At 70.8% G+C, this 19,698-nt stretch carries 17 protein-coding genes; 7 read left to right on the top strand and 10 right to left on the bottom strand.

Annotation, left to right across the window (positions count from 1 at the left end; translation table 11 throughout):
* Positions 1 to 47 precede the first annotated feature (47 nt).
* The 5 genes from LY12_RS09875 to LY12_RS09855 are packed head-to-tail and all read right to left on the bottom strand — an operon-like array spanning position 48 to position 5,134.
* Positions 48 to 1,124, bottom strand: coding sequence for a GNAT family N-acetyltransferase (locus LY12_RS09875; protein ID WP_253855301.1), 1,077 nt, complete (start codon positions 1,122 to 1,124; stop codon positions 48 to 50).
* Positions 1,121 to 2,164, bottom strand: coding sequence for a GNAT family N-acetyltransferase (locus LY12_RS09870; RefSeq protein WP_253855299.1), 1,044 nt, complete (start codon positions 2,162 to 2,164; stop codon positions 1,121 to 1,123). The genes LY12_RS09875 and LY12_RS09870 overlap by 4 nt, the downstream gene beginning before the upstream one ends.
* Positions 2,161 to 3,297 carry a hypothetical protein gene (locus LY12_RS09865; protein WP_253855297.1) on the bottom strand — a complete coding sequence of 379 codons (1,137 nt, stop codon included), beginning with the start codon at positions 3,295 to 3,297 and terminating at the stop codon, positions 2,161 to 2,163. The genes LY12_RS09870 and LY12_RS09865 overlap by 4 nt, the downstream gene beginning before the upstream one ends.
* Positions 3,294 to 4,352 carry a GNAT family N-acetyltransferase gene (locus LY12_RS09860; protein WP_253855295.1) on the bottom strand — a complete coding sequence of 353 codons (1,059 nt, stop codon included), beginning with the start codon at positions 4,350 to 4,352 and terminating at the stop codon, positions 3,294 to 3,296. The genes LY12_RS09865 and LY12_RS09860 overlap by 4 nt, the downstream gene beginning before the upstream one ends.
* On the bottom strand, positions 4,349 to 5,134 hold the full coding sequence (locus LY12_RS09855) for a hypothetical protein (protein ID WP_253855293.1): 786 nt from the start codon (positions 5,132 to 5,134) through the stop codon (positions 4,349 to 4,351). The genes LY12_RS09860 and LY12_RS09855 overlap by 4 nt, the downstream gene beginning before the upstream one ends.
* A gap of 272 nt (positions 5,135 to 5,406) precedes the next feature.
* On the opposite strand from LY12_RS09855, the gene LY12_RS09850 reads away from it, so the two are divergent.
* The 6 genes from LY12_RS09850 (at position 5,407) to LY12_RS09825 (ending at position 13,183) form a co-directional block, all read left to right on the top strand.
* A complete protein-coding gene (locus LY12_RS09850; RefSeq protein WP_253855291.1) occupies positions 5,407 to 6,408 on the top strand; it encodes a glycosyltransferase family 2 protein in 1,002 nt (333 codons plus the stop codon).
* The gene (locus LY12_RS09845) at positions 6,405 to 7,622 is read left to right on the top strand and encodes an ATP-grasp domain-containing protein (protein WP_253855289.1); all 1,218 of its coding nucleotides are present in this window, start codon (positions 6,405 to 6,407) and stop codon (positions 7,620 to 7,622) included. Before LY12_RS09850 ends, LY12_RS09845 begins: the two co-directional genes overlap by 4 nt.
* A complete protein-coding gene (locus LY12_RS09840; RefSeq protein ID WP_253855287.1) occupies positions 7,619 to 8,917 on the top strand; it encodes a hypothetical protein in 1,299 nt (432 codons plus the stop codon). The genes LY12_RS09845 and LY12_RS09840 overlap by 4 nt, the downstream gene beginning before the upstream one ends.
* A gap of 17 nt (positions 8,918 to 8,934) precedes the next feature.
* Positions 8,935 to 10,752, top strand: a complete 1,818-nt coding sequence (locus LY12_RS09835; protein WP_253855285.1) for a carbamoyltransferase family protein — start codon at positions 8,935 to 8,937, stop codon at positions 10,750 to 10,752.
* Complete coding sequence (locus LY12_RS09830; protein ID WP_372493491.1) at positions 10,749 to 11,486, top strand: hypothetical protein; 738 nt, start codon at positions 10,749 to 10,751, stop codon at positions 11,484 to 11,486. The genes LY12_RS09835 and LY12_RS09830 overlap by 4 nt, the downstream gene beginning before the upstream one ends.
* A 164-nt stretch (positions 11,487 to 11,650) precedes the next feature.
* Positions 11,651 to 13,183, top strand: coding sequence for an amidase (locus tag LY12_RS09825; protein WP_253855283.1), 1,533 nt, complete (start codon positions 11,651 to 11,653; stop codon positions 13,181 to 13,183).
* 8 nt (positions 13,184 to 13,191) lie between these two features.
* Here LY12_RS09825 and LY12_RS09820 read toward each other — a convergent pair whose 3' ends face one another.
* The 5 genes from LY12_RS09820 to LY12_RS09800 all read right to left on the bottom strand — a co-directional run bounded on the left by LY12_RS09820 (position 13,192) and on the right by LY12_RS09800 (position 18,548).
* Positions 13,192 to 13,998 carry an SDR family NAD(P)-dependent oxidoreductase gene (locus LY12_RS09820; RefSeq protein ID WP_253855281.1) on the bottom strand — a complete coding sequence of 269 codons (807 nt, stop codon included), beginning with the start codon at positions 13,996 to 13,998 and terminating at the stop codon, positions 13,192 to 13,194.
* Entirely contained in the window at positions 13,995 to 14,843 is an 849-nt protein-coding gene (locus LY12_RS09815) for a PPC domain-containing DNA-binding protein (RefSeq protein ID WP_253855279.1), read from the bottom strand. Before LY12_RS09815 ends, LY12_RS09820 begins: the two co-directional genes overlap by 4 nt.
* 71 nt (positions 14,844 to 14,914) lie before the next feature.
* Positions 14,915 to 16,468 (bottom strand): AMP-binding protein, encoded by a 1,554-nt coding sequence (locus tag LY12_RS09810; protein WP_253855278.1) that lies wholly within the window; start codon positions 16,466 to 16,468, stop codon positions 14,915 to 14,917.
* Complete coding sequence (locus tag LY12_RS09805; RefSeq protein WP_253855276.1) at positions 16,465 to 17,637, bottom strand: acetyl-CoA acetyltransferase; 1,173 nt, start codon at positions 17,635 to 17,637, stop codon at positions 16,465 to 16,467. The genes LY12_RS09810 and LY12_RS09805 overlap by 4 nt, the downstream gene beginning before the upstream one ends.
* Positions 17,634 to 18,548, bottom strand: a complete 915-nt coding sequence (locus LY12_RS09800; protein WP_253855274.1) for an IclR family transcriptional regulator — start codon at positions 18,546 to 18,548, stop codon at positions 17,634 to 17,636. The genes LY12_RS09805 and LY12_RS09800 overlap by 4 nt, the downstream gene beginning before the upstream one ends.
* 139 nt (positions 18,549 to 18,687) lie before the next feature.
* On the opposite strand from LY12_RS09800, the gene LY12_RS09795 reads away from it, so the two are divergent.
* Positions 18,688 to 19,695 (top strand): DctP family TRAP transporter solute-binding subunit, encoded by a 1,008-nt coding sequence (locus LY12_RS09795; RefSeq protein WP_253855272.1) that lies wholly within the window; start codon positions 18,688 to 18,690, stop codon positions 19,693 to 19,695.
* The last annotated feature ends 3 nt before the right edge of the window (positions 19,696 to 19,698 follow it).

Below are 19,698 nucleotides of genomic sequence, written 5' to 3'. Positions count from 1 at the left end.
CGGGGCGGCGCCGTCAGTGCAGCGGAGCCGTCAGTGCAGCGTGGCCGTCAGTACAAGGGGGCGAGGACCGCGTGCTGGGCCACGGTCCGTGCGCCGAACGTGCGTTTCAGGTCCGTCATCTTCTTGCCGAGGACGACGCCCTTCTTGCCGGATGCGAGCGCGAACCGCACCGCCTGGGTGTACATGTCGAAGTACAGGTTCCGCCGTCCCCCGCGATGCAGCGGCAGTGTGGACCACGATCGCATCACTGGCCACTGTGGATGGTCGAGGATCAGCGCGAGGGCGCGCAGCGCACCGGAGAGCGGGTCGACGTACCGCACGCCGACGACGTCCGGCTGGCACAACAGGTTCTCGAGGTATCCGGTGAACATCGGCAACGGCACGATCGGCACGTCGTGGTGCTTCTCGGCGTTGTGCCGCAGCAGCGCGGCGACCTCTCCTGGGTCGGACTCGGTCATCGACCCGGTCCGCACCTCCAGGCGCGGATCGTCACCGATGGTCTGCTCGATCTGGGTGAGGCTGCGCCTGCGCGTCGTGCGCAGCTCGGACAGCCAGTGGTCCACGGATTCGAACGAGTCGGTGTCGAGCACGCTGATCGGTTCGGTGGGCCGCACGATCCGCGTCGGTGTTCCGATGGCCGCGGCATCGGTGTCGGCGAGCTGACGAGCGAGCAGCAGTCGCGCCCCGCCGACACGCTCGCGCATCGCCGGGACGTAGTCGGTCAGCAGCCGTTTCCCCGCGCCGTCGGCGAACCACCAGCCCGGCGCCGACGCGTTGTTCGGCGCCCGTACGTCGAGTCCCCCCAGCCGCCCGCCGCGTTTCGTGCGTGCGAAGCGGTGCCGTCTCGTCGGAGGTCCCACCCAGGCGGCCCACACGACCCCGTACGGACCGTCGCCGGAGTGCAGCACCGTCACGTACTGGGGCGTGCGCGCCGCCCACGCCTGTGCCGCGAGTGCGTCCCAGCACCAGTCGGCATGCAGGCCCGCGGTGGCGCGGAGCTCGCTCCAGTAGGCCGGTTCGGGGTCGAACCGCGGGTCGAGCACCTCGTGATCGGCGGTGCGAGCGGGTCTCGGCAACGCGCGGGTGGCCGTGCGGCCGCCGGACTCTGTCGAAGCCCCGGTCACCGGCACACCGGCCGCGCAGCGATGACGGTCCGCAGCGGCTGCGGTGCGAACCCGAGCGATCCCTTGACGTCCTGCATCCCGCGACCGGACGAGATCGACGGCCTGCCGTTGTCGATCATGAACCCGACCACTCGGGCGTAGGCGTCGAAGTACAGGTGCCGTCTGCCGCCCCGCTCGGGCGGGACGGCCGCCCAGTGCTGGTGCAGCGGTGTCACGACGTGGTCGAGCACGTTGGTGAACGCGAGCAGTCTGCCGGATGCAGCATCCCGGTACGTCAGGGTGGCCACGTCGGGACGGCGCACCAGCGCGTGCAGGTACTCGGCGGTCACGGCGCCGCGCAGGTCGAGCGGGACGCGGCCGAACTTCGCCCGGTGTGCGTGCAGCAGCGTGGCCAGCTCCGCGCCGGCGACGTCCTCCCTGGACCGTCCACATCGGATCGTCAGCGACCCGTCGGCGGCGATCTTGCGTCGCTGGCCGCGGATGCTGTGCCGCCTGCTCCGCGCGAGCGAGGAGACCCATTCGCCGACATCGGTGAAATCGTTCCTCAGCAACGTCGTGGGCACGGCATCGCGCACGACCCTGCCCCGGCCGGTGACGTCCGGGAGCTCGTCGTCGCCGAGGTAGCGGTGGATGACGCCGCCGCAGCCGGGGCCGATGAACGCCACGACCGCGCGCTCGGCCGCCCGCGTGATCTCCCGCCGTGCCGTGGCATCCAGCCCGGGTGCGAACACGCGGCCCGGCATACCGGGCATCCACGGCTGGTGCACCTCGGCGAGCCGGGGAAGGAACCGCGCCGGTCCGCCGACCGGTCTGCGGCGGTGCGGATCGCCGGGCCGTGCGACGGTGACCGACAGCGCGGCGACCGGTTCGCCCCGGTCGCGTGCGACGACCAGCAGGTTGGGGCATCGCGACGAGGCGGTCTCGAGGCGCAGCATGCCGTAGTCCCACGGCGCGGACAGTTGCCGGGCCGCGACGAAAGCGGCCCAGTCCGCGGGTTCGGGATCGTTGCGCGGATCCAGGACGTCGATGTGCACGGTCATGTCGTTCTCCCGGTGCGTGCTGGCGTGGTCGTGCGCTGCGGCGTCTCCCGCGGGGGTGCGGCCTGCGGGCCGCGCCGGTCGCCGAGCAGCGGGCGCGGGGCCGCAACGGTGTGCAGTTCGCGGACGTCGCGGAAACCGAGGGCGGCCTTCTCCTCCAGCATCGCTCTGCCCGCCGTCAGCGTGGTGGCACGCCGTTCGACGGCCTTGGCCACGGCCTGGGCGTAGGCGTGCCGGTGGAGGCCGGGCACGCCCCCGTCGGCCTTGGGCAGCGCCGCCCAGTGATGGAAGGCGGCCGCGGCCCGGTCGTTGATCATCGTGCTGAACCCGAGCAGTCGTCCCGCCGGTGTGCGGTAGGTACGCGTGAGGACGTTGGACCGACGCAGCAGCGACTCCAGGTACGCGGGCGACACCGGACTGCGGGTGTCCAGGTGCAGGCCGGCGAACCGCGAACGCTGGCCGCCCGCCCAGGCACGGGCGTCCTGACGTGCCCGGTGGGCGTTGAGGAGCGCGGCGAGTTCGGTGGGGTCCAGATCGCTGCGGCCCGCCCCGACGTCGGTGCACACCTCGGGGTCGGCGTCGATCGCGTCGATGGTGGCGCGGACGTCGTCGTCGAGGTGCGCGCGCCACGCCTCGAACGTCGCGGGCGGGTTCAGCACCGCGGCCGGGTCGATCTCCCGGCACGGCCGGCCAGGGCCGGCCATCGCACCGGCGAGGTCGGCGGTCATGGCCCGGTACAGCACTCCCAGCAGGCCCGGTCCGGCCCAGCGCACCAGCGCGCGTTCGAACTCGCGGACCGCGGCCCGCGCGTCGGCATCGGGGTGGAAGGCAGCGGCCGGGTAGCCACTGTGCAGCGGAAGGTAGACCTCCGCCCAGCGCGGTCGCCACCGGGCGAGCCGCGGGGCCGGCGGACCGAACCGGCCGGTGCGCCAGCTGCGGCACACCATGACCTGCAGTCCGCCGACCACCCGGCCGTGTTCGCGCACCACGGCGAGCACCGGGGGATTGCGTGCGGTCCAGGCCTCCAGCCGCATCAGGGGATAGCGCCAGACGGGGTGCAGGCCGTGGGAGCCCACGAAGCTCGCCCAGCCGGACGGTTCCGGATCGAACCGGGGGTCGGAGATCTCGACGTTCACCGGCCCATCACCGGCCTCGGCGCGATCACACCGTGCACGACCCGTGGCGTGAACCCGAGCGACGCCTTGACGTCGAGTTTGCCCCGGCCTGACGAGATGCGCGGCCTGCGGTGTGCGATGCACCATCGCACGGCGCGGACGTAGGCGTCGAAGTACAGCCCTGACCTGCCCCCGTGCTCGCGGGGCAGCGCCGCCCAGTGCTGTTTGACGACGACGTCCCGGTGGTCGAGCAGCGTGTTGAGTGCCAGCAGTCTGCCGTCGGTGTCGTGATAGGTGAGTGTGTGCACGTCGGGTCTGCGCACGAACGCCTCCACATACGGTGCCGTGATGGGTGAGCGCGTGTCGCCGGATCGCGCGGCGAACCGGGCGCGATGGTTGTTGAGCAGCTCCGCCACGGTGGCTGCGTCGAGGTCGGTCCGGCCGGGGCCGCCCCGGATCACGAGCGCGGGATCGGACTCGGCACGACGGTGGTGTCGGCGCAGCCCGCCGCGCCGACTCTTGCTCAGCGACGCGAGCCACTCGTCGACGTCGGCGAACGTGTTGTCGAGTACGGCGGACGAATCCGTGCGCCGGTGGATGCGGCCACGGCCGGCGAGTTCGGGAAGCAGGTCGGATCCGACCCCGCGGTAGAACACCCCGGTCAGACCGGCGCCGAGGTGCTGCGCGAGGACACGTTCCGCCGAGCGCACGGCCGCGTGCAGCCGGTCGCCGGAAACACCGGGCCGCCAGACGATCCCGGGCAGGCCGCTGAGCCACGGCTGGCTCACCTCGACCCACATCGGACCGCGACGGAAGCGGCGGGGAGCGTAGCTGGGTGAGCGCGTCGGCCGGCAGACCAGCGCCGACAGCGCCGCCACGATGCCACCGGTGTCGTGCACGGTGACCAGCAGCGGGGGATTGCGCGCCAACCAGCCTTCGACCCGCAGCAGATCCGGATCCCACACGGCGTGCGGGCGTGCGGCGTCGGCGAACTCCGCCCACCCACCGGGCGGCGGGTCGACACGCGGGTCGCAGATGCGCGCGGCGGCGGTGGTGCGTACGGACGCAGCCCTCATGTGTCGATCACGGGAGAGGCGTGCTTCGGACAGGCATGGACCTCACCCGGCACCCCGCCGCCGATGAGGACGTCGACCAGTCGCGGCGACGTGCGGTCGAGAACCGTGAACGCGAGACCACCCGGCGTCTCGCGCACGTAGACGTGCCTCCGGTCGACGTGCAGTCGGCCGCATTCCCTGAGGACACCGAGGTAGCCGAGCAGCGGATCGTGGAGCAGGCCGAACGGCCCGCCGCCCGGCCTGTCGATGCGGTGGTGCGGGACGCGATCGGGCGGTGGCAGCTCCGCGGGCAGCTCCGCGGACAGCATGTCGAGGTTCTTGGCCTCGCCAACGGCCAGCACTCGCTCACCCCGCCGCAGCGTGTCGACGATCTCCCTGAGGACGGGTTCGTCGCCTGCGGCGGTGGCGGCGTCGGGATGCAGGACGCAGCCGCGGGATCCGCGGGGCAGGCCCGTGGGCGGCCGGGCCACGTCGGAGTCCACCACGACGACGAGGCGGTGCGAGCGGCGCTCGGTGGCGTGGCCGAGCAGTCCGGCGAGCCCGCGTGCCGGGTCCGGTTCCGTCGAACCGCCCGCGAGTGGGGCGGTGTCGACAAGTCGGCGGTGTACCTCGTCGGCGGGCAGGGCACCGCCGCCGGTACCGGTCTTTCCAGGGACCAGCACCGGATCCGTACGGCCGCGCAGTGCCCAGGTCTCCCGGTACAGCGGCACCGTTGCGAAAGCCGAGGAGACGGCGCGCAGATAGGCGGCCCGCCACAACCGGAAGGCCAGCGAATTCCACATGCCGCGCAGTGTGCCACCGTTCCGACCGGATTCGTGCCGTGAATTCCGTGATTGCGCCGAAAGGCCCTCCGGGCCCCCGTTTCGGCCTCGGCTGAACGGCTCAATCCGGACTTTCCTCCTTGCTGCCGCAGTTTTGTCGGATATAACTCTCGAATCGTTCCTGCTGGGGGGCAGAGACTGCTGACGAGGAGAAACGCGAGGGCATTCATGCCGTGTTCGCCGAGATGGGTTCCGCTACGGGAATCCGCTCCGGTTCTGGTGTGTGACCTGTGATGGGGCCGAGTGTTGATCGCACCAGGATATCGAGTATCACAGTGGTGGTTCCGTGTTATAACGAAGTGGACAATATCACGGCATCGTACGAGGAGATCGTCGAGGAACTCGGCGACCTCGATCTAGAAGTCATCTATGTCGACGACGGAAGCGCGGACGGATCACTTGACATCATCCGCGGTCTGACGGAACAAGATCCGCGCGTCGGTTTCATTTCCTTCACGCGGAACTTCGGCTTCGAGGCCGCTTTTTCCGCAGGCTACCGATACGCCGCGCAGCCGTGGGTGCTGCACATCGACGCCGATCAGCAGTTCCCCGCCGCCGAGGCGCGCGTGCTGATCGACGAGGCGCAACAGGGTTACGACGCCGTGTTCGGGGTCCGGACGAACCGGCAGGACCCGTTGCTGCGGCGCTGGGGCACCGCGGTGTTCCACCATCTCGCCCAGCGAGTCCTGCGGGTCGAGATACCGCGTGGTGCGACCGCGTTCCGGCTGGTGCGTACCGATCTCGCACGTCGCGTCGTCGACCTCGAACTCGGCACGCCGTACTTCATGGCGACGGTGCCGCGGCTGACCAGTCGCTACACGACCGTGGCCGTCGGCCATCGGGCGAGGGAGCGCGGCGAGTCGAAGGTGGGCTTCCGTTTCCTCGCCTCGCACGCGGTGGAACTGTTCGTCGGCTTCACGCGCAGGCTGCCCGGCGTCGCCGCAGGTCTCGCGCTGGGGACCGCTGCGCTATGCGGTCTGCTGGCCGTGGCGGCGGGCACCGGAGTGATCGGCGGAGCCGCGGTGCCGGCCGCGCTGTTCGTGGTGCTCGCCGTGTTGACGGCCGTGCTGGCCGTGGGTGTCCGCTACCTCGTCACCGTCGGAGCCGGACAGCCGCGACCACGCCAGTTCTACATCCGGGAGACGTCCCTGCACGACCGGGTCGACCCCGCCGACCTGCTCCTCGACGAGCGGCCGGTCGCCCCGCAGCCCCGGCGGGCGGAGGTGACCTCGTGAAGACGCTGGTGGTACTGGGCGGCGCCGACGGTTCGGTCAGCGTGTATCAACGGGCGAGGGAACTGGGATACCGGACGATCTGTGTCGACATCCGGCCGAGCGCCCCGGGTGTGCTCCACGCCGACGAGTTCGTTCGGCTGAGCGTGCGCGCCCCGGAGCGGATCGCGAGCGCACTCGCCGGACGCGACGACATCGTCGGTGTGCTGTGCCCGGCCAGCGACGTCGGGTTGCCCGCTCTGGCATGGCTCACCCGGCACTGGAATCTCCCCGCGCGGCTACCCGACCTGGCGATGCGCGCCTCGGTCGACAAATCGGTGTTCCGCGAGCTGTGCGCGGAGCTGGACCTGCCGGGGTACCGGGCGGTCAGCGGTGCGCCGGACGACGACCTCGTCAAGCGGGCCCGCGAACTGCGCTTCCCCGCACTGGTCAAACCGGTCGACTCGTCGGGAAGCAGGGGAGTGGTGGCGTGTGCCGGACCGGGTTCCCTGCGTTCGGCGTTCACCGAGTCGGTGGCGTTCTCCCCGGAGGGCAAGCTCGTCGTGGAGGAGTATCTGACGGGGATGCACCTCACTGTCGAGGTGCTCATGCGCCGCGGCAGGGTGGCCTTCCACGCCGTCACCGAACGGACGATCACACCGCCGCCGTACTTCGTGACCACCTCGCACCTCGTACCCGCGGAACTTCCGTCCGGAGTGGACGCTGAGCTGGTGGGCATGCTCGAAGCGGTCTGCGATCGGATCGGTTACCCCGACGGTCCGCTGACACTCGATGCGGTACTCGGCCGTGACGGCAGGCTGTACCTCGTGGAGATGGGTGCGCGCATGGGCGGCAACGGCCTCGCCGAGCTCATCGAGTCGTGCTACGGCGTGGACGTCATGGCGGCGACCATGGCGACGGCGGTGGGTGACGAGCCGGTGCTCGCACCCCGGGAGCCGGTGCCGACGATGGTGCAGGTCTTCGGGGCCGACCGTGCGGGCAGGCTCGCCGAGGTCTGCGGCATCGACGAGGTCGCCGCGCATCCCGCTGTGGTCGACCTGCGGATGTTCGCCGACGAGGGGACGTTCGTGCGCGCCTACGAACAGGCGGGCTACAAACTCGGTTACGCGGTCCTTCAAGCAGCCACGATGGACGATCTGCGTGACTCGGCGGAAGTGGTACGCGGCGCACTGAAGTTCCGCCTCGACGACGTGGCTCAGGCGGTGCCGCAGCCGTGACCGGCGCTGCGGTGAGCGCGGCGCCCCGCCGGTCGATGATGCTCCGGCTGCTCCTCGGCCGGGGCTCCTTCCGTGCCAGCGTGCAGCTGATGCAGGTGGTGTTGGCCGTCGTCTGGGGCACGGTCGCCTACGGTCCGTTCGCCAACGCCCTGGGTGCGTGTGCGTGGCTGGTGTTCCTGCCCAACGCGGCCGAGAAGAGCGCCCTGAAGCTGGCGCCGAGGGTGCGGGTGACACGGGCGACGGTGGCCGCGCTGGCGGTGCGGTTCGCCGTCGCGCCGGTGCTGGCGTTCGCGGCCGCCCTGATCGTGACCGCGTTCGTGGCGCCGGAATCGGCGCTGGTGCCGTACCTGGCCGCAGCCTGCTGGCACACGTGTTCCGGCATGCTGATGACGGTGTCCGGGCTGCATCGGCTCAGGGGCAGCGCCTCGCTCGATGCCTGGGCGTTCACGGCGGGAGCGGCGCTGGTACTCGTGGTGACACTGACGACGTGGCTGGCCGACTGGTCCCCGCGCACGGTGCTGCTGGTGCTGCCCGCCGGGCTGGCCGCCGTCGCGTTGACGGCCGTCGGCCTGCTGCCCCGCGACTGGCGGCGGCCCGAACCGCTGCGGCGACGACGGCTCGTGCTCGCCTACGGGCGCACCACCTGGCTCCTCGGTGTGCCGGAGCTGCTCGACGCCCTGACCGTCGCGGTGGTGTTCTTCGTGCTCGCCGCTGTGGGCCGGGTGTCCGACAGCGGGCCGTTCTACCTCGCGATGCTCGCGGCGGGGGCATTCTGCTCGATCGTGCGGTACCAGCTCCGGATCCACCAGCCGGGCGTATCGCTGCGGCAGCGGGGCGCCGGTGCGGTGACCGCGCGGTCGAAGGCCACCGCGATCCTGCGCTCGGTCGTCGTGGGCGGGGCGGCGTTCGCCGTGCTGTTCGGGGCCGCCCTGCTGGTGCCCGCATCCCGCGACGCGCTGCTCGCCGACACGGGCATCGCCATGTGGACGGCGCTCGCCGCGTTGACCGTCGTCGAGATCGCCGTCGCGATCGCCGTGATGTACGGAATCTTTCTGATCGAGAACACCGGAGGCCCGTTGCTGGGCGTGAGTCTCCGGGGAGCGCTGTGCCGTCTCCTCGCGACGACGGTGGGCGCGCTGTGCCTGGTGCCGCCCCTCGGCGCCGCGGGCGGGTTCGCCGCAGTCGTGTTCGCGTTGGCGGCCGAGGCGGCGGCGCTGCACCACATGGTGCGAAGCCGGCCGTCCGGTCTGCCCGCCGGACGGCCTGCACGGTCCGACCTGTCATCCACCACGTAACACCACGGAGCGAGAGCATGTACGTACTCGGTATCAGCAGAGTCCACGACTCGGCGGCAGCGCTCGTCCACGACGGCACGATCGTCGCCTTCGCCGAGGAGGAGCGGTTCACCCGCGTCAAGCACGACGGGGGTCTGCCCGCGAACGCGATCAAGTTCTGCCTCGACCAGGCGGGTATCACGCTCGCCGAGGTCGACCACGTCGCCTACTACTGGCAGCGGTGGAAGGAGGCGATCCACGCAGCGAAGGTGTTCGCGCGGTACTTCCCCGGCACCCTCGACGTCTTCCGCAACCCGGACGGCGCTTCGGGGGGCAGGGCCGCCGGTCTGCTGAAGACACTCCGCAGCGGCGGGGGCAAGGGCGTCGACGACTACCACGTCGGCGGTGCGGTGCTCGCCCACATCAAACGCACCTACACCCTCGAACGCGACATCAAGGAGGCCGTCGGCCACTCCGGGCCGGTGAACTTCACGGTGCACCTGGTCGATCACCACCGCGCCCACGCAGGCAGCGCGTACTACATCTGCCCCTGGGACGAATCGGCGGTGCTGACCCTCGACGGCATCGGCAGTGACGGCGCCTCGACGCTGCTGGCGCACGGCAGGGGCGACACCATCCGAGAGCTGCGGCGGATCAAGTTCCCGCACTCGCTGGGGGCGATGTACGCCGGTGTCACCGGGTACCTCGGCTTCTACCCGACACGGGACGAGGGCAAGATCATGGGCCTGGCCCCGCTGGGCGACGACACGTACGTCGAGGCGTTCCGCGAGCTGGTGCACCTCGGCCCGGACGGCGGGTTCGAACTCGACCTCAGTTGGTTCGAACACCACCGCACCGGCAAACACGTGATGTCGCAGAAGTTCCACGACCTGTTCGGCCCCGCCCGGCCGAGAACGCGGGTGACGGCGGAGAACCCGGTGCCGCAGCACTACTGCGACATCGCGTACGCGCTGCAGGTGACGCTCGAGGAAGCCGGGCTGCACCTCGCCAGGTGGCTGCAGGCCGAAACCGGATCGACGAGGCTGAGCGTGGCCGGTGGGGTGGCGCTCAACAGCGTCATGAACGGGCGGATCCTGTTGGAGACCCCGTTCGAGGACTTCTTCGCCCAGCCCGCCGCGGCCGACGACGGGTGCGCCGTCGGCGCTGCCCTCGACGTCAGTGTGGGGACCTACCGCAGGCCGCGGCCGCGGAGCGGCTTCACCTACACCGGCCCCGAGTACACCGAGACCGACATGGAACTGGCGCTCAAGGATGCGGGGCTGGACTACGAGCGCCATGACGACATCGCGGCGCACGCGGCCAGGCGGATCGCCGACGGGCTGATCATCGGCTGGTTCCAGGGCCGGATGGAGTGCGGACCGCGGGCACTCGGCAACCGGTCGCTCGTGGCCGATCCGCGCGATCCCGAGTCGAAGACACGGATGAACGAGAAGGTCAAGCATCGGGAGGCCTTCCGGCCGTTCGCACCGTCCTGCTTGGCCGAACGTGCGGGCGAGTTCTTCGCCAGCGGCTATCCGTCGCCGGTGATGCTGCTCGTGTTCGACGTGCTGGAACACCAGCGGGAGGTCGTACCGGCGATCACCCATGTCGACGGCACCGCCCGGGTGCAGACGGTGTCGGAGGAGGACAATCCCCTCTACTACCGCATGATCCAGCACTTCGAACGGCTCACCGGTGTGCCGATGGTCGTCAACACCTCGTTCAACGACAACGAGGAACCGATCGTCATGAATCCGGCGGACGCCGTCGCGTGCTATCTCAAGACCGATGTGGACGCGCTCGCGCTCGGCCCGTTCTGGGTGGAGAAGCCACGCTTGGAGGACGACGACGCATGACCGCGACGATGCCGGGAGCCGGGCCGCCCGCTGCCGACGGCAGGGGCGACGACCGTCGACGGGGCTGGGTGGCCGCTCTGTATCGCGCGCGCGGCTGGCTGTGGGTGGTGCCGACGGTCCCCGCGGCGGTACTGGCGCTGCTGATCATGGTGGTGCTGCCGCCCGACCAGACGCTGGACAACCTTGCGGAATGGGCGTTCAAACTGAGCCCGTTCGCGTTCGCCGTGGTGGCGGTGGCCCTGTTGCCGAAGTGGCGCATGGCCCCTGGGCTACTGCTGCTCTGCGTGATCGGCTACATGGCCTACATCGACACCGAGATGGTCATGCGCATCCAGGAGTTCGGGCGCACGGCCGATCAGGACGGTTCCTTCGAGCCGGTGTACCAGTTCGAGCTGTTCATCACGACGTTCATCGTGCTGCTGATGCTGCTGGCCTACCGGCTGGGCGGGGCCAGGACGGCGAACGTGCTCAAGACTGGCGTCGCGGCGATCCTGGTCGTCGTGTCGGGGCTCAACGACCTGACGTTCTGGGCGCTCAACGACGTGTGGGCCGCGGGATCGCGGCCGTCGGAGTTGCCGTGGGCCTCGCACATCATCGTGTTCACCGGCGTACCGAGCGTCGCCACGGCAGTGGTGTTCATGGTCCTCCACGTCGTGCTGGCGGCCGTGGTCATCGCGCTTCCCGTGGGCCGGTGGGTGGACCGGGCGCTCGGCGTCGCGCCCGCGCGCCGCTGACCGGCGGGCGGTTCCCGGGCCCGGTTCCCCGCGTTGCTCCGGGTCGCGGGGCCGCTTAGGGTCGGGGACGTTCGCACATCCCGACCGGCCTGCCAGGCCGCCGTCCGCGATTCGTCCCGGCCGTGTCGCCGGTTCGCTTCCGCGGCGAAAGGACGGTGTTGTCGATGTCCGCGTTGCCTCCGCCCGACCGGTCCCGGTTGGCGGCACTCGACGAGCACTTCGGGTTCGGACTGTCGCAGGCCGAACTCGACGAGTTCGCTCCCGCCGTGGCGGGCACCCTCGAGCATCCGGAGGCCGTCGAGGAGCTGTACCGCCGCAGTGCGCCCGCTCCTGAGCAGCGGCAGTGGTCGTATCCACACGACAACCCGTGGGGCGCATGGCACGTGACGACGTCCGTGAGGGAGTCGGAGCAGGGGCCGCTCGCCGGCAGGACCGTCGCGATCAAGGACAACGTGGCGGTGTCGGGGGTTCCGATGATGAACGGTTCCCGCTCGGTCGAGGGCTTCATCCCGATTCGTGACGCGACGACGGTCACGCGCCTACTCGGTGCGGGCGCGACGATCGCCGGCAAGTCGGTGTGCGAGGACCTGTGCTTCTCCGGCGGGAGCTTCACGTCGAAGCCCGGGCCGGTGCGCAACCCGTGGGACGAGTCCCGCAACGCGGGCGGTTCCTCCAGTGGCAGCGCGGCGCTCGTCGCGAGCGGCGAAGTGGATCTCGCGCTGGGCGGGGACCAGGGCGGTTCGGTGCGGATGCCGAGTGCGTTCTGCGGGATCGTCGGGCACAAACCGACCCATGGTCTCGTTCCCTACACCGGTGCGTTCCCGATCGAGCGGACGATCGACCACCTCGGTCCCATGACCCGCACCGTCGAGGACGCCGCCCGCATGCTCACCGTGCTCGCCGGTGCGGACGGGGCGGATCCGCGCCAGCCCACGGCGATCTCCGGCGTCGACTACCTGGCGGCACTCGACGAACCGGCCGCGGGCATGCGCATCGGCGTCGTGACGGAGGGCTTCGGCACCCCGGTGTCCGATCCCGCCGTCGACGAGGCCGTCCGGGCGGGCGTGGACCGGTTGCGCGCGGCGGGGCTGGCGGCCGAGGACGTTTCGATCCCGTGGCACGTCGACGTGATGCACGTCTGGAACGTCATCGCCACCGAAGGCGCCGCCTACCAGATGCTGGACGGCAACGGGTTCGGCATGAACGTCGAGGACTTCTACGATCCCGAGCTCATCGCCCATTACGGCCGCGGCCGGCTGGAACACGGCGCCGAGTTGTCGAAGACGGTCAAGCTCGTCGGGCTGTCAGGGCGCTACACGTTCGAGGAAGGCGGCGGCCGGTACTACGCGATGGCGCGTCACCTGGTGCATCGGGCGCGCGCCGCCTACGACGCCGCGCTGACCCGCTGCGACGTCCTCGTCATGCCGACCGTGCCCTACCCGGCGCGCCCGTTGCCAACGGCCGACGTCCCGCTCGGGCAGTACCTGGACACCGCGTTGTCGATGATCGGCAACACCGCGCCGTTCAACACGACCGGTCACCCGGCGTGCAGCGTGCCCACCGCGTCGGTGGACGGCCTGCCCACGGGCATGATGATCGTCGGCAGGCACTTCGAGGACGCGGCGGTGCTGCGGGTGGCACGGACGTTCGAACAGGCCGTCGGCGGTTTCCCCGGCCCTCCCTCCGGCGACCGGTGACGCGCCGGTCAGCCGGGTGCGCAGGTCATGGCCAGGCCGCCGTCGACGGGCAGGCACACGCCGTTGACGTAGGCGGCCTCGTCGGAGGCGAGGAACAGGCTCGCGTTCGCGACGTCCCACGGCGTGCCCATGCGTCCCGTGGGACTCGCCGCGTGGCGGGCCGCCATCAGCTCGTCGAGCGATCCCGCCTGCGACGCCAACTGCTGGCGAACGAGGGGCGTCTCGATGAAGCCCGGCGCGACCGAGTTGGCGCGGATCCCCCGCGCTGCGTACGTCAGAGCGAGTGACACCGTCGCCTGGTTCACGGCCGCCTTCGCGGCCATGTACGCCGGATAGTCGTAGCCGACGTGGCGCAACGCCGCGAGCGAGGAGACGTTGACGATCGCTCCGCCGCCGCGGTTCAGCATCGCAGGCAGCACGTGCTTGCACGCCAGGAACACACCGTCCACATTGAGCGCGAACGCCCGGTGCCATTCCTCGAGGCTCAGGTCCATCGGACCGCCCAGCACCGTGACGCCCACGTTGTTGTGCAGGATGTCGGCGGGTCCGAACGTCTCGGCCGCCCGGCCGACGGCGTCGGCGACCTGGTCTCCGTCGGTGACGTCGGCGGTGATCGCCGTCGCCGCGCCGCCCTCGGCGCGGATGGCCTCGACGGTGTGGCCGGCCGCCTCGCCGCTGACGTCCACCACGGCGACCGACGCCCCGTGCCGGGCATAGGTCAGCGCGGCGGCCTGGCCGTTGGTCGCGCCGTCCGGCCCGCCACCGCCGCCGAACACGAGCGCCGTCCGCCCGGCCAGCCTGGACCCTTCGGTCATCCCTCTGCCTCCTTGGCATCGGTGTCGACGGCGCCGGTTGGCGCGCCGCTGCGGGTGCCTTCGACGTACAGTTCGAACGTCACGGCCACCGGGTTCTGCCCCGGCAGCACGAGCCCGGAGTGGACGTCACCGTTGCGGTCCACCAGCGATGCGGTGAGCACGGCCTCGCCGTCGGTGACGGTGCCGGTGAGCGAGGTGAACTCGGTGGCGGGCCAGTCGGCCTCCGCGATCCGGCCGGGACCCGTGCGAAGCCGGGCGCCGACGGTGCTGCCCAGGCCGGCGCGGACCACCGCGGAACGGAACCCGGCCCGTGCCGCCACGTCCGTCACCGCGGTGTGCAGGTCTTCACCGGGACGGAGGCGCGCCGCCACGGCGTTCGGGGAAGTCGCCTGCCCGCGCGCGTGCGGGGTGAACGCCGGCATGGCCGTTTCCGGGCACGTGTCGCTGATGTACGCCACGTCGTGCAGTAGCCGCACCGTCGCCTCGATCGCCGCAGCGCCGACCGTCGTCTCCGGCAGTAGGTGACCGCCGCGGACACGCCCGTGCTCGTCGATCCAGGTGGCGTGGACGTGCGCGAACCCCGCGCCGTCGCGGGTCCCCACCGTGGCGGAACCGCCCAGAACGAAACACGGGCCCGCGGGTTCGCAGGTCTCGCTGAAGTAGGCGGGCCGCTCGGCGCCGACGGCCGGGTGCACGTAGCGCAGCGTGCCGAAGCCGCCGTGCGCCAGTTCGACGCACGCCGCACGGTGGCCTGCGGATTCGGTGATCCGCCACAGCTCCGCCGCGATGTTCGCACCGGGCGGCAGCTCCGTCCGCACCACCGTCACGCCGGTGGGAACCGACACGATGCGTTCCGGTGACGGCGGCCCGGGGTGCTGCAGCGGAACCCCGGCCCTGCACTCGGCTCCGCGCCCGGTCACGAGCCGGCCAATCGCTGCTTGATGGTGCGTTTGACGACCTTGCCGTAGCCCGACTTCGGGATCTCGTCCCACCACACGAAGCGTTTCGGGATCTTGTACCGCGCGAGGGAATCCCCGAGCCACGACCGGAGTTCGTCCTCGTCGGCCGCGTGGTCCTCGGAGGCGACGCACACCGCGACGCCGATCTCGCCCCACTTCGGGTCCGGCACACCCACGACCGCAGCCTCGGCCACGGCCGGATGGTGCAGCAGTCGCTCCTCGATCTCCCGCGGGTACACATTGGACCCGCCGGAGATGAACATGTCGGAGGCCCTGCCCGTGACGTAGACGTATCCCTCGTCGTCGATCATGCCCAGATCGCCGGTGCGGAACCAGCCGTCGCGGAAGGACTCCGCGTTGGCCGCGTCGTTGCGCAGATAGCCGGGGAACACCGCGGGGCCCGCGACACAGATCTCGCCCTGCGTACCGGCGGGCAGTTCCGCGCCGCCGGAGTCCTGGATGCTGACCTGCATGCCGGTGCGGGGATAGCCACAGGTGCCGTACTCGACGCCCTCCGGCGGCCTGCGGTCGTGCTCGTCCGGCGGCAGCACCGTGATGTTGCCGGTGACCTCGCCCAGCCCGTAGTACTGCACGAGAACGTCGCCGAGCACCTCGCGGGCGCGCTGCTGATCGGCGCGGTACATCGGTGCGCCCGCGTAGATCACGTAGCGCAGCGAGCCGAGGTCGTGGCTGGCGGCCTCCGGCGCCTGGGTGAGCGTCGTGAGGATCGTCGGCACGGTGAAGGCGTTGGTCACGCGTTCGACGTCGACGAGCCGCCAGATCTCCGCGGGGTCCAGCCGGGTCGACGTCGGCAGCACCGTCTTCGCACCCCGTGCCACCTGCGGCAACAGGTGGATCCCGGCACCGTGGGACAGCGGTGCCACCACGATCTGCGCGTCGTCGGCACCGAGGCCGGGCAGCAGGTCGCAGAGGTGGTTGTTGACGACGAAGCCCAGCTGGTCGTGGGTGAGCACGACCGCCTTGGGTCTGCCGCTGGTGCCGGAGGTGAAGAAGTACCAGGCGTGGTCGCCGTTCCACACCGGCTCGTCCGCCTCGCGTTCGGCCGGAACGGGCAGGCCGGCCACGGCGCCGTCGGCGTCGGCCGCGGCGCCGATCCAGAGCGTGCCGCCGGTCAGCTCCGCGGCACCGGTGACGGCGCCGGCATGGTCGGCGTAGTCGGCGTGGCAGATGAGCGCGGCGGGGGTCGTCAGTTCGGCCAGCCCGGCGACCTCGGACGGAGTCAGGCGGAAGTTGGCCGGAGCGAACACGGCTCCCGCACGCCACACCCCGAACATCGCCGCCACGAACTCGATGTGGTTGGGGGAGTGCACCAGAACCGCGTCACCACGGCCGATGCCGCGGCGGCGCAGCTCGGCCGCGACCGCGGACGCCCGCGCGTCCACGTCCCGCCACGTCAGCCGCGTCGAGCCGGACACGACGGCGTCGCGGCCCGACAGCCGGGTGGCCGTCGCGGTCAGCAGATGGGCCAGGTTGACAGCGCGCAGCGTCATCGCACCCGCTCCAGCACCGAGCAGTAGTTGGCGACGGCGACACCGCCCATGTTGAACACCGCGGCGAGTTCGGCGTCGGGCACTTGCATGTCCCCGGCTTCACCGGTCAGTTGCAGGGCGGCCATGACGTGCTGCGACACCCCGGTGGCGCCGATGGGATGTCCCTTCGACTTCAGCCCGCCCGACGGGTTGACCGGCAGGTCGCCGTCGCGTTCGGTGAGTCCGGCGTCGAGCACGGTCGCTCCCTTGCCCGGTTCGGCGAGTCCGAACGCCTCGTACTGCAGCAGTTCGGCCACGGTGAAGCAGTCGTGGGTCTCGATGAGGTCCAGGTCCGACAGCCCGGCACCCGCCTCGTTCGTGGCCCCGGCGAACGCCGACCTGGCGCCCGCGAAGGCGAGCACGTCGTCACGGCGGCTCAGCGGCAGGTGGTCGTTGGCGTGCGCGCGGCCGCGCCACCCCACGGCGCGCGGCGCGGTCGCGGCGACGTCGGGCGACGCGACGACGACGGCGGCCGCCCCGTCGGAGACCAGGGAGCAGTCCGTGCGGCGGAGCGGATCGGCCACGAACGGGTTGCGGTCCGACACCTCGGCGCAGAACTCGAAGCCGAGGTCCTTGCGCAGGTGCGCGTACGGATTGCCGACCCCGTTGCGGTGGTTCTTCGCGGCGATGCGGGCGAGCGTGTCGCGGTGGTCGCCGTACCGCTCGAAATAGTCACGGGCGATCCCGGCGAACACCCCGGCGAAGCTGCCGGCCTGCTCCTCCTGCCTGCGGTAGGAGGCGGTCAGCAGCGCGTCGTTCACGACCTCCGCCTCGGCGGCCGTCATCTTCTCCGCGCCGGCGACGAGTGCGATCCGGCCGCGGCCCGACTGCACGAAGTCCAGCGCCGTGAACAGTGCCGACGACCCGGTCGCGCACGCGTTCTCGGTGTGCACGGCGGGCACGGTCGCCAGTTCGGGCGTGCCCGCACCGACCAGTCCCGCTTCGAATCCCTGCCGGGAGAATCCGCCGTTGAACACGCCGACGAAGATCCCGTCGACGTCTCCCGGCTCTGTTCCGGCGTGGTCGAGGGCCGCGCCGGTGACACCGGCCAGCAGCGCTTCCACGTCCGGTTCGGACGCCTTGCCGAACCGGGAATGCGCCCAGCCGATGATGGCGGGGGTGGCTGTCATGGTTGTCCTCTCGCGGGTCGGGACTCCTGAGAACGGGTCAGTGCGGCGTGGATGGTTTCGGCCTCGGTCTGCAGCAGTGCGGCGAGTTCGTCGCGCCGCTCCGGGTCGAACCGCTCGGCGATGCTGGCGACGCTGAGTGCGGCGACCGGACGGCCTGCGGCGTCGTGCACCGCGACGCCGAGCGCCCAGGACCCGGCGATGACCCGGCCGTCGTTGAGCGCATATCCGGCCTGGCGAGATCGTCGGACGAGGTTGCGCAGCGTCTCGTCGTCGAACCCGGGGTAATGGCTGCGGGTCGTCGCGGTCGCCGTCAGCACGGCCTCGACGTTCTCATCGGACAGTGCGCTGAGAACGGCGAGACTGCCGGCGCCGACGCCCAGCGGATGCCGGTCGCCGACGGCCAGGGCGTAGTTGCGGATCGGGCCGGGGCCCTCCTGCCTGCGCGTGCACACTCCGTAGCTGCCGTGGCGCACGGTGAGGAACGTCGTGTCGGTCGATGCGTCGGCGATCCTGATGAGACTGTCCGTGCTGACCTCGCTGAGGTCGCCTGCGCGGTGACCGGCCAGCTCACCGAGGACGCCGGCCTGCAGGCCGAGGCGATAGCACGCCGTGTCGGGATCTTGTTCGACGTACCCTTCGGCGACGAGCGCGACGAGGACCCTGCGCACGCTTGCCTTGGGGCGGCCACTGACGCGCGTGAGCTCGGCGAGTGACACGCCGTCGGGACGGTCGCGCGCGAGCACGCCGACGAGGTTCAACAGGACGAACGCCCGCTGGATGCTCTGTGATCCGGACGGCCGGTCGGTGTCGTCGGCGGTGTGAGCAATGGTCCATGATGCGGACCTCCGTGCTGCTTTCCCGTGCTCGGGTGGGGGCGCTGCGGGTCGCGGCGCGTCGGCATTGGCGCTCACAGCAGCCATCATGAGTCGATTCCCGCCTGACCGCAACGGTCCATATTGTGGACCACTGATCCCGGTTGTGCATTGACATTGCTGATCGGCTTCTCTCAATATCGGTGTGCCCTTCCGGGGCGGACGAGGAGAACGGACAATGATGTCGAAGCGCCTTCGGGGCGCCGTCGCACTGCTGGCCTGCCTGGTGCTCGGCGCATGCGGCTCGGTGACGGCCACGCCGGACAAACCGGTCTACACCTGGGACATGACCGTCACGGTCGGAGAGTCCTCCACCTGGTACCAAGCGGCCCAGCGGTTCGCCGAGACCCTGTCCCGCGAGTCCGGTGGCCGGATGAAACTCCGGATCTTCACCGGCGAGCAGCTCTCGGCGGGCGACCCCGCAGCAGGGGTCGAACAGCTGATGAACGGCGACAAGGACTTCTCCTACAACTCCACGATCATCTACGCGGGCATCGACCCGCGGTTCGGCGCGATCAACGCCCCGTTCCTGTACCGCGACTACGACGAGGCCGACCGCGCACTGCAGGGCGGTGCGACCGCCGCCTACGAGAAGCTCTCCTCCGAGATCGGTGTGAAGATGCTCGGGTTCGGCGAGAGCGGCTTCCGGCAGCTGACGAACAACGTCCGCCCGGTGAACGAGCCCGCCGACCTGGCCGGCATCAAGGTGCGCATCCCCGGTATCGGCATGTTCACCGACATCTTCCGCAGGCTCGGTGCCAACCCGACGACGATGAACTTCTCCGAGGTGTTCACCTCGCTCCAGCAGGGCACGATCGAGGGCCAGGAGAATCCGATGGACGTCATCTCGTCGGCAGGGCTCGCCGAGGTGCAGCGGCATCTGACCGTGTGGAACTACGTCTACGACCCGCTGATCCTCGGGATGAACCAGGACCTGTTCCGCTCGCTGAGCCCGGCGGACCGGAAGATCGTGGAGGCGGCCGCGGCCGATGCGAACGCGTTCCAGATCGAGACCAACCGGGGGCTGGAACAGCAGCAGATCGACGAGCAGTCGAAGCTGATGAAGACGACCGTGCTGACCGATGCGCAGGTCGCCCGTTTCCGTGCGGCGGTGCGGCCGCTGTACGAATCCTACGAGCCGGTGTGGGGCCCCGAGATGGTCCGCGCCGTGAGCCCGGAGCGCTGAGCC

The sequence above is a fragment of the Prauserella alba genome, assembly GCF_024171735.1.
In the GTDB taxonomy this organism is placed as follows: domain Bacteria; phylum Actinomycetota; class Actinomycetes; order Mycobacteriales; family Pseudonocardiaceae; genus Prauserella; species Prauserella alba.
Note: the sequence above shows the minus strand (reverse complement) of the source record. Positions and strands in the feature narration are given on the sequence as shown.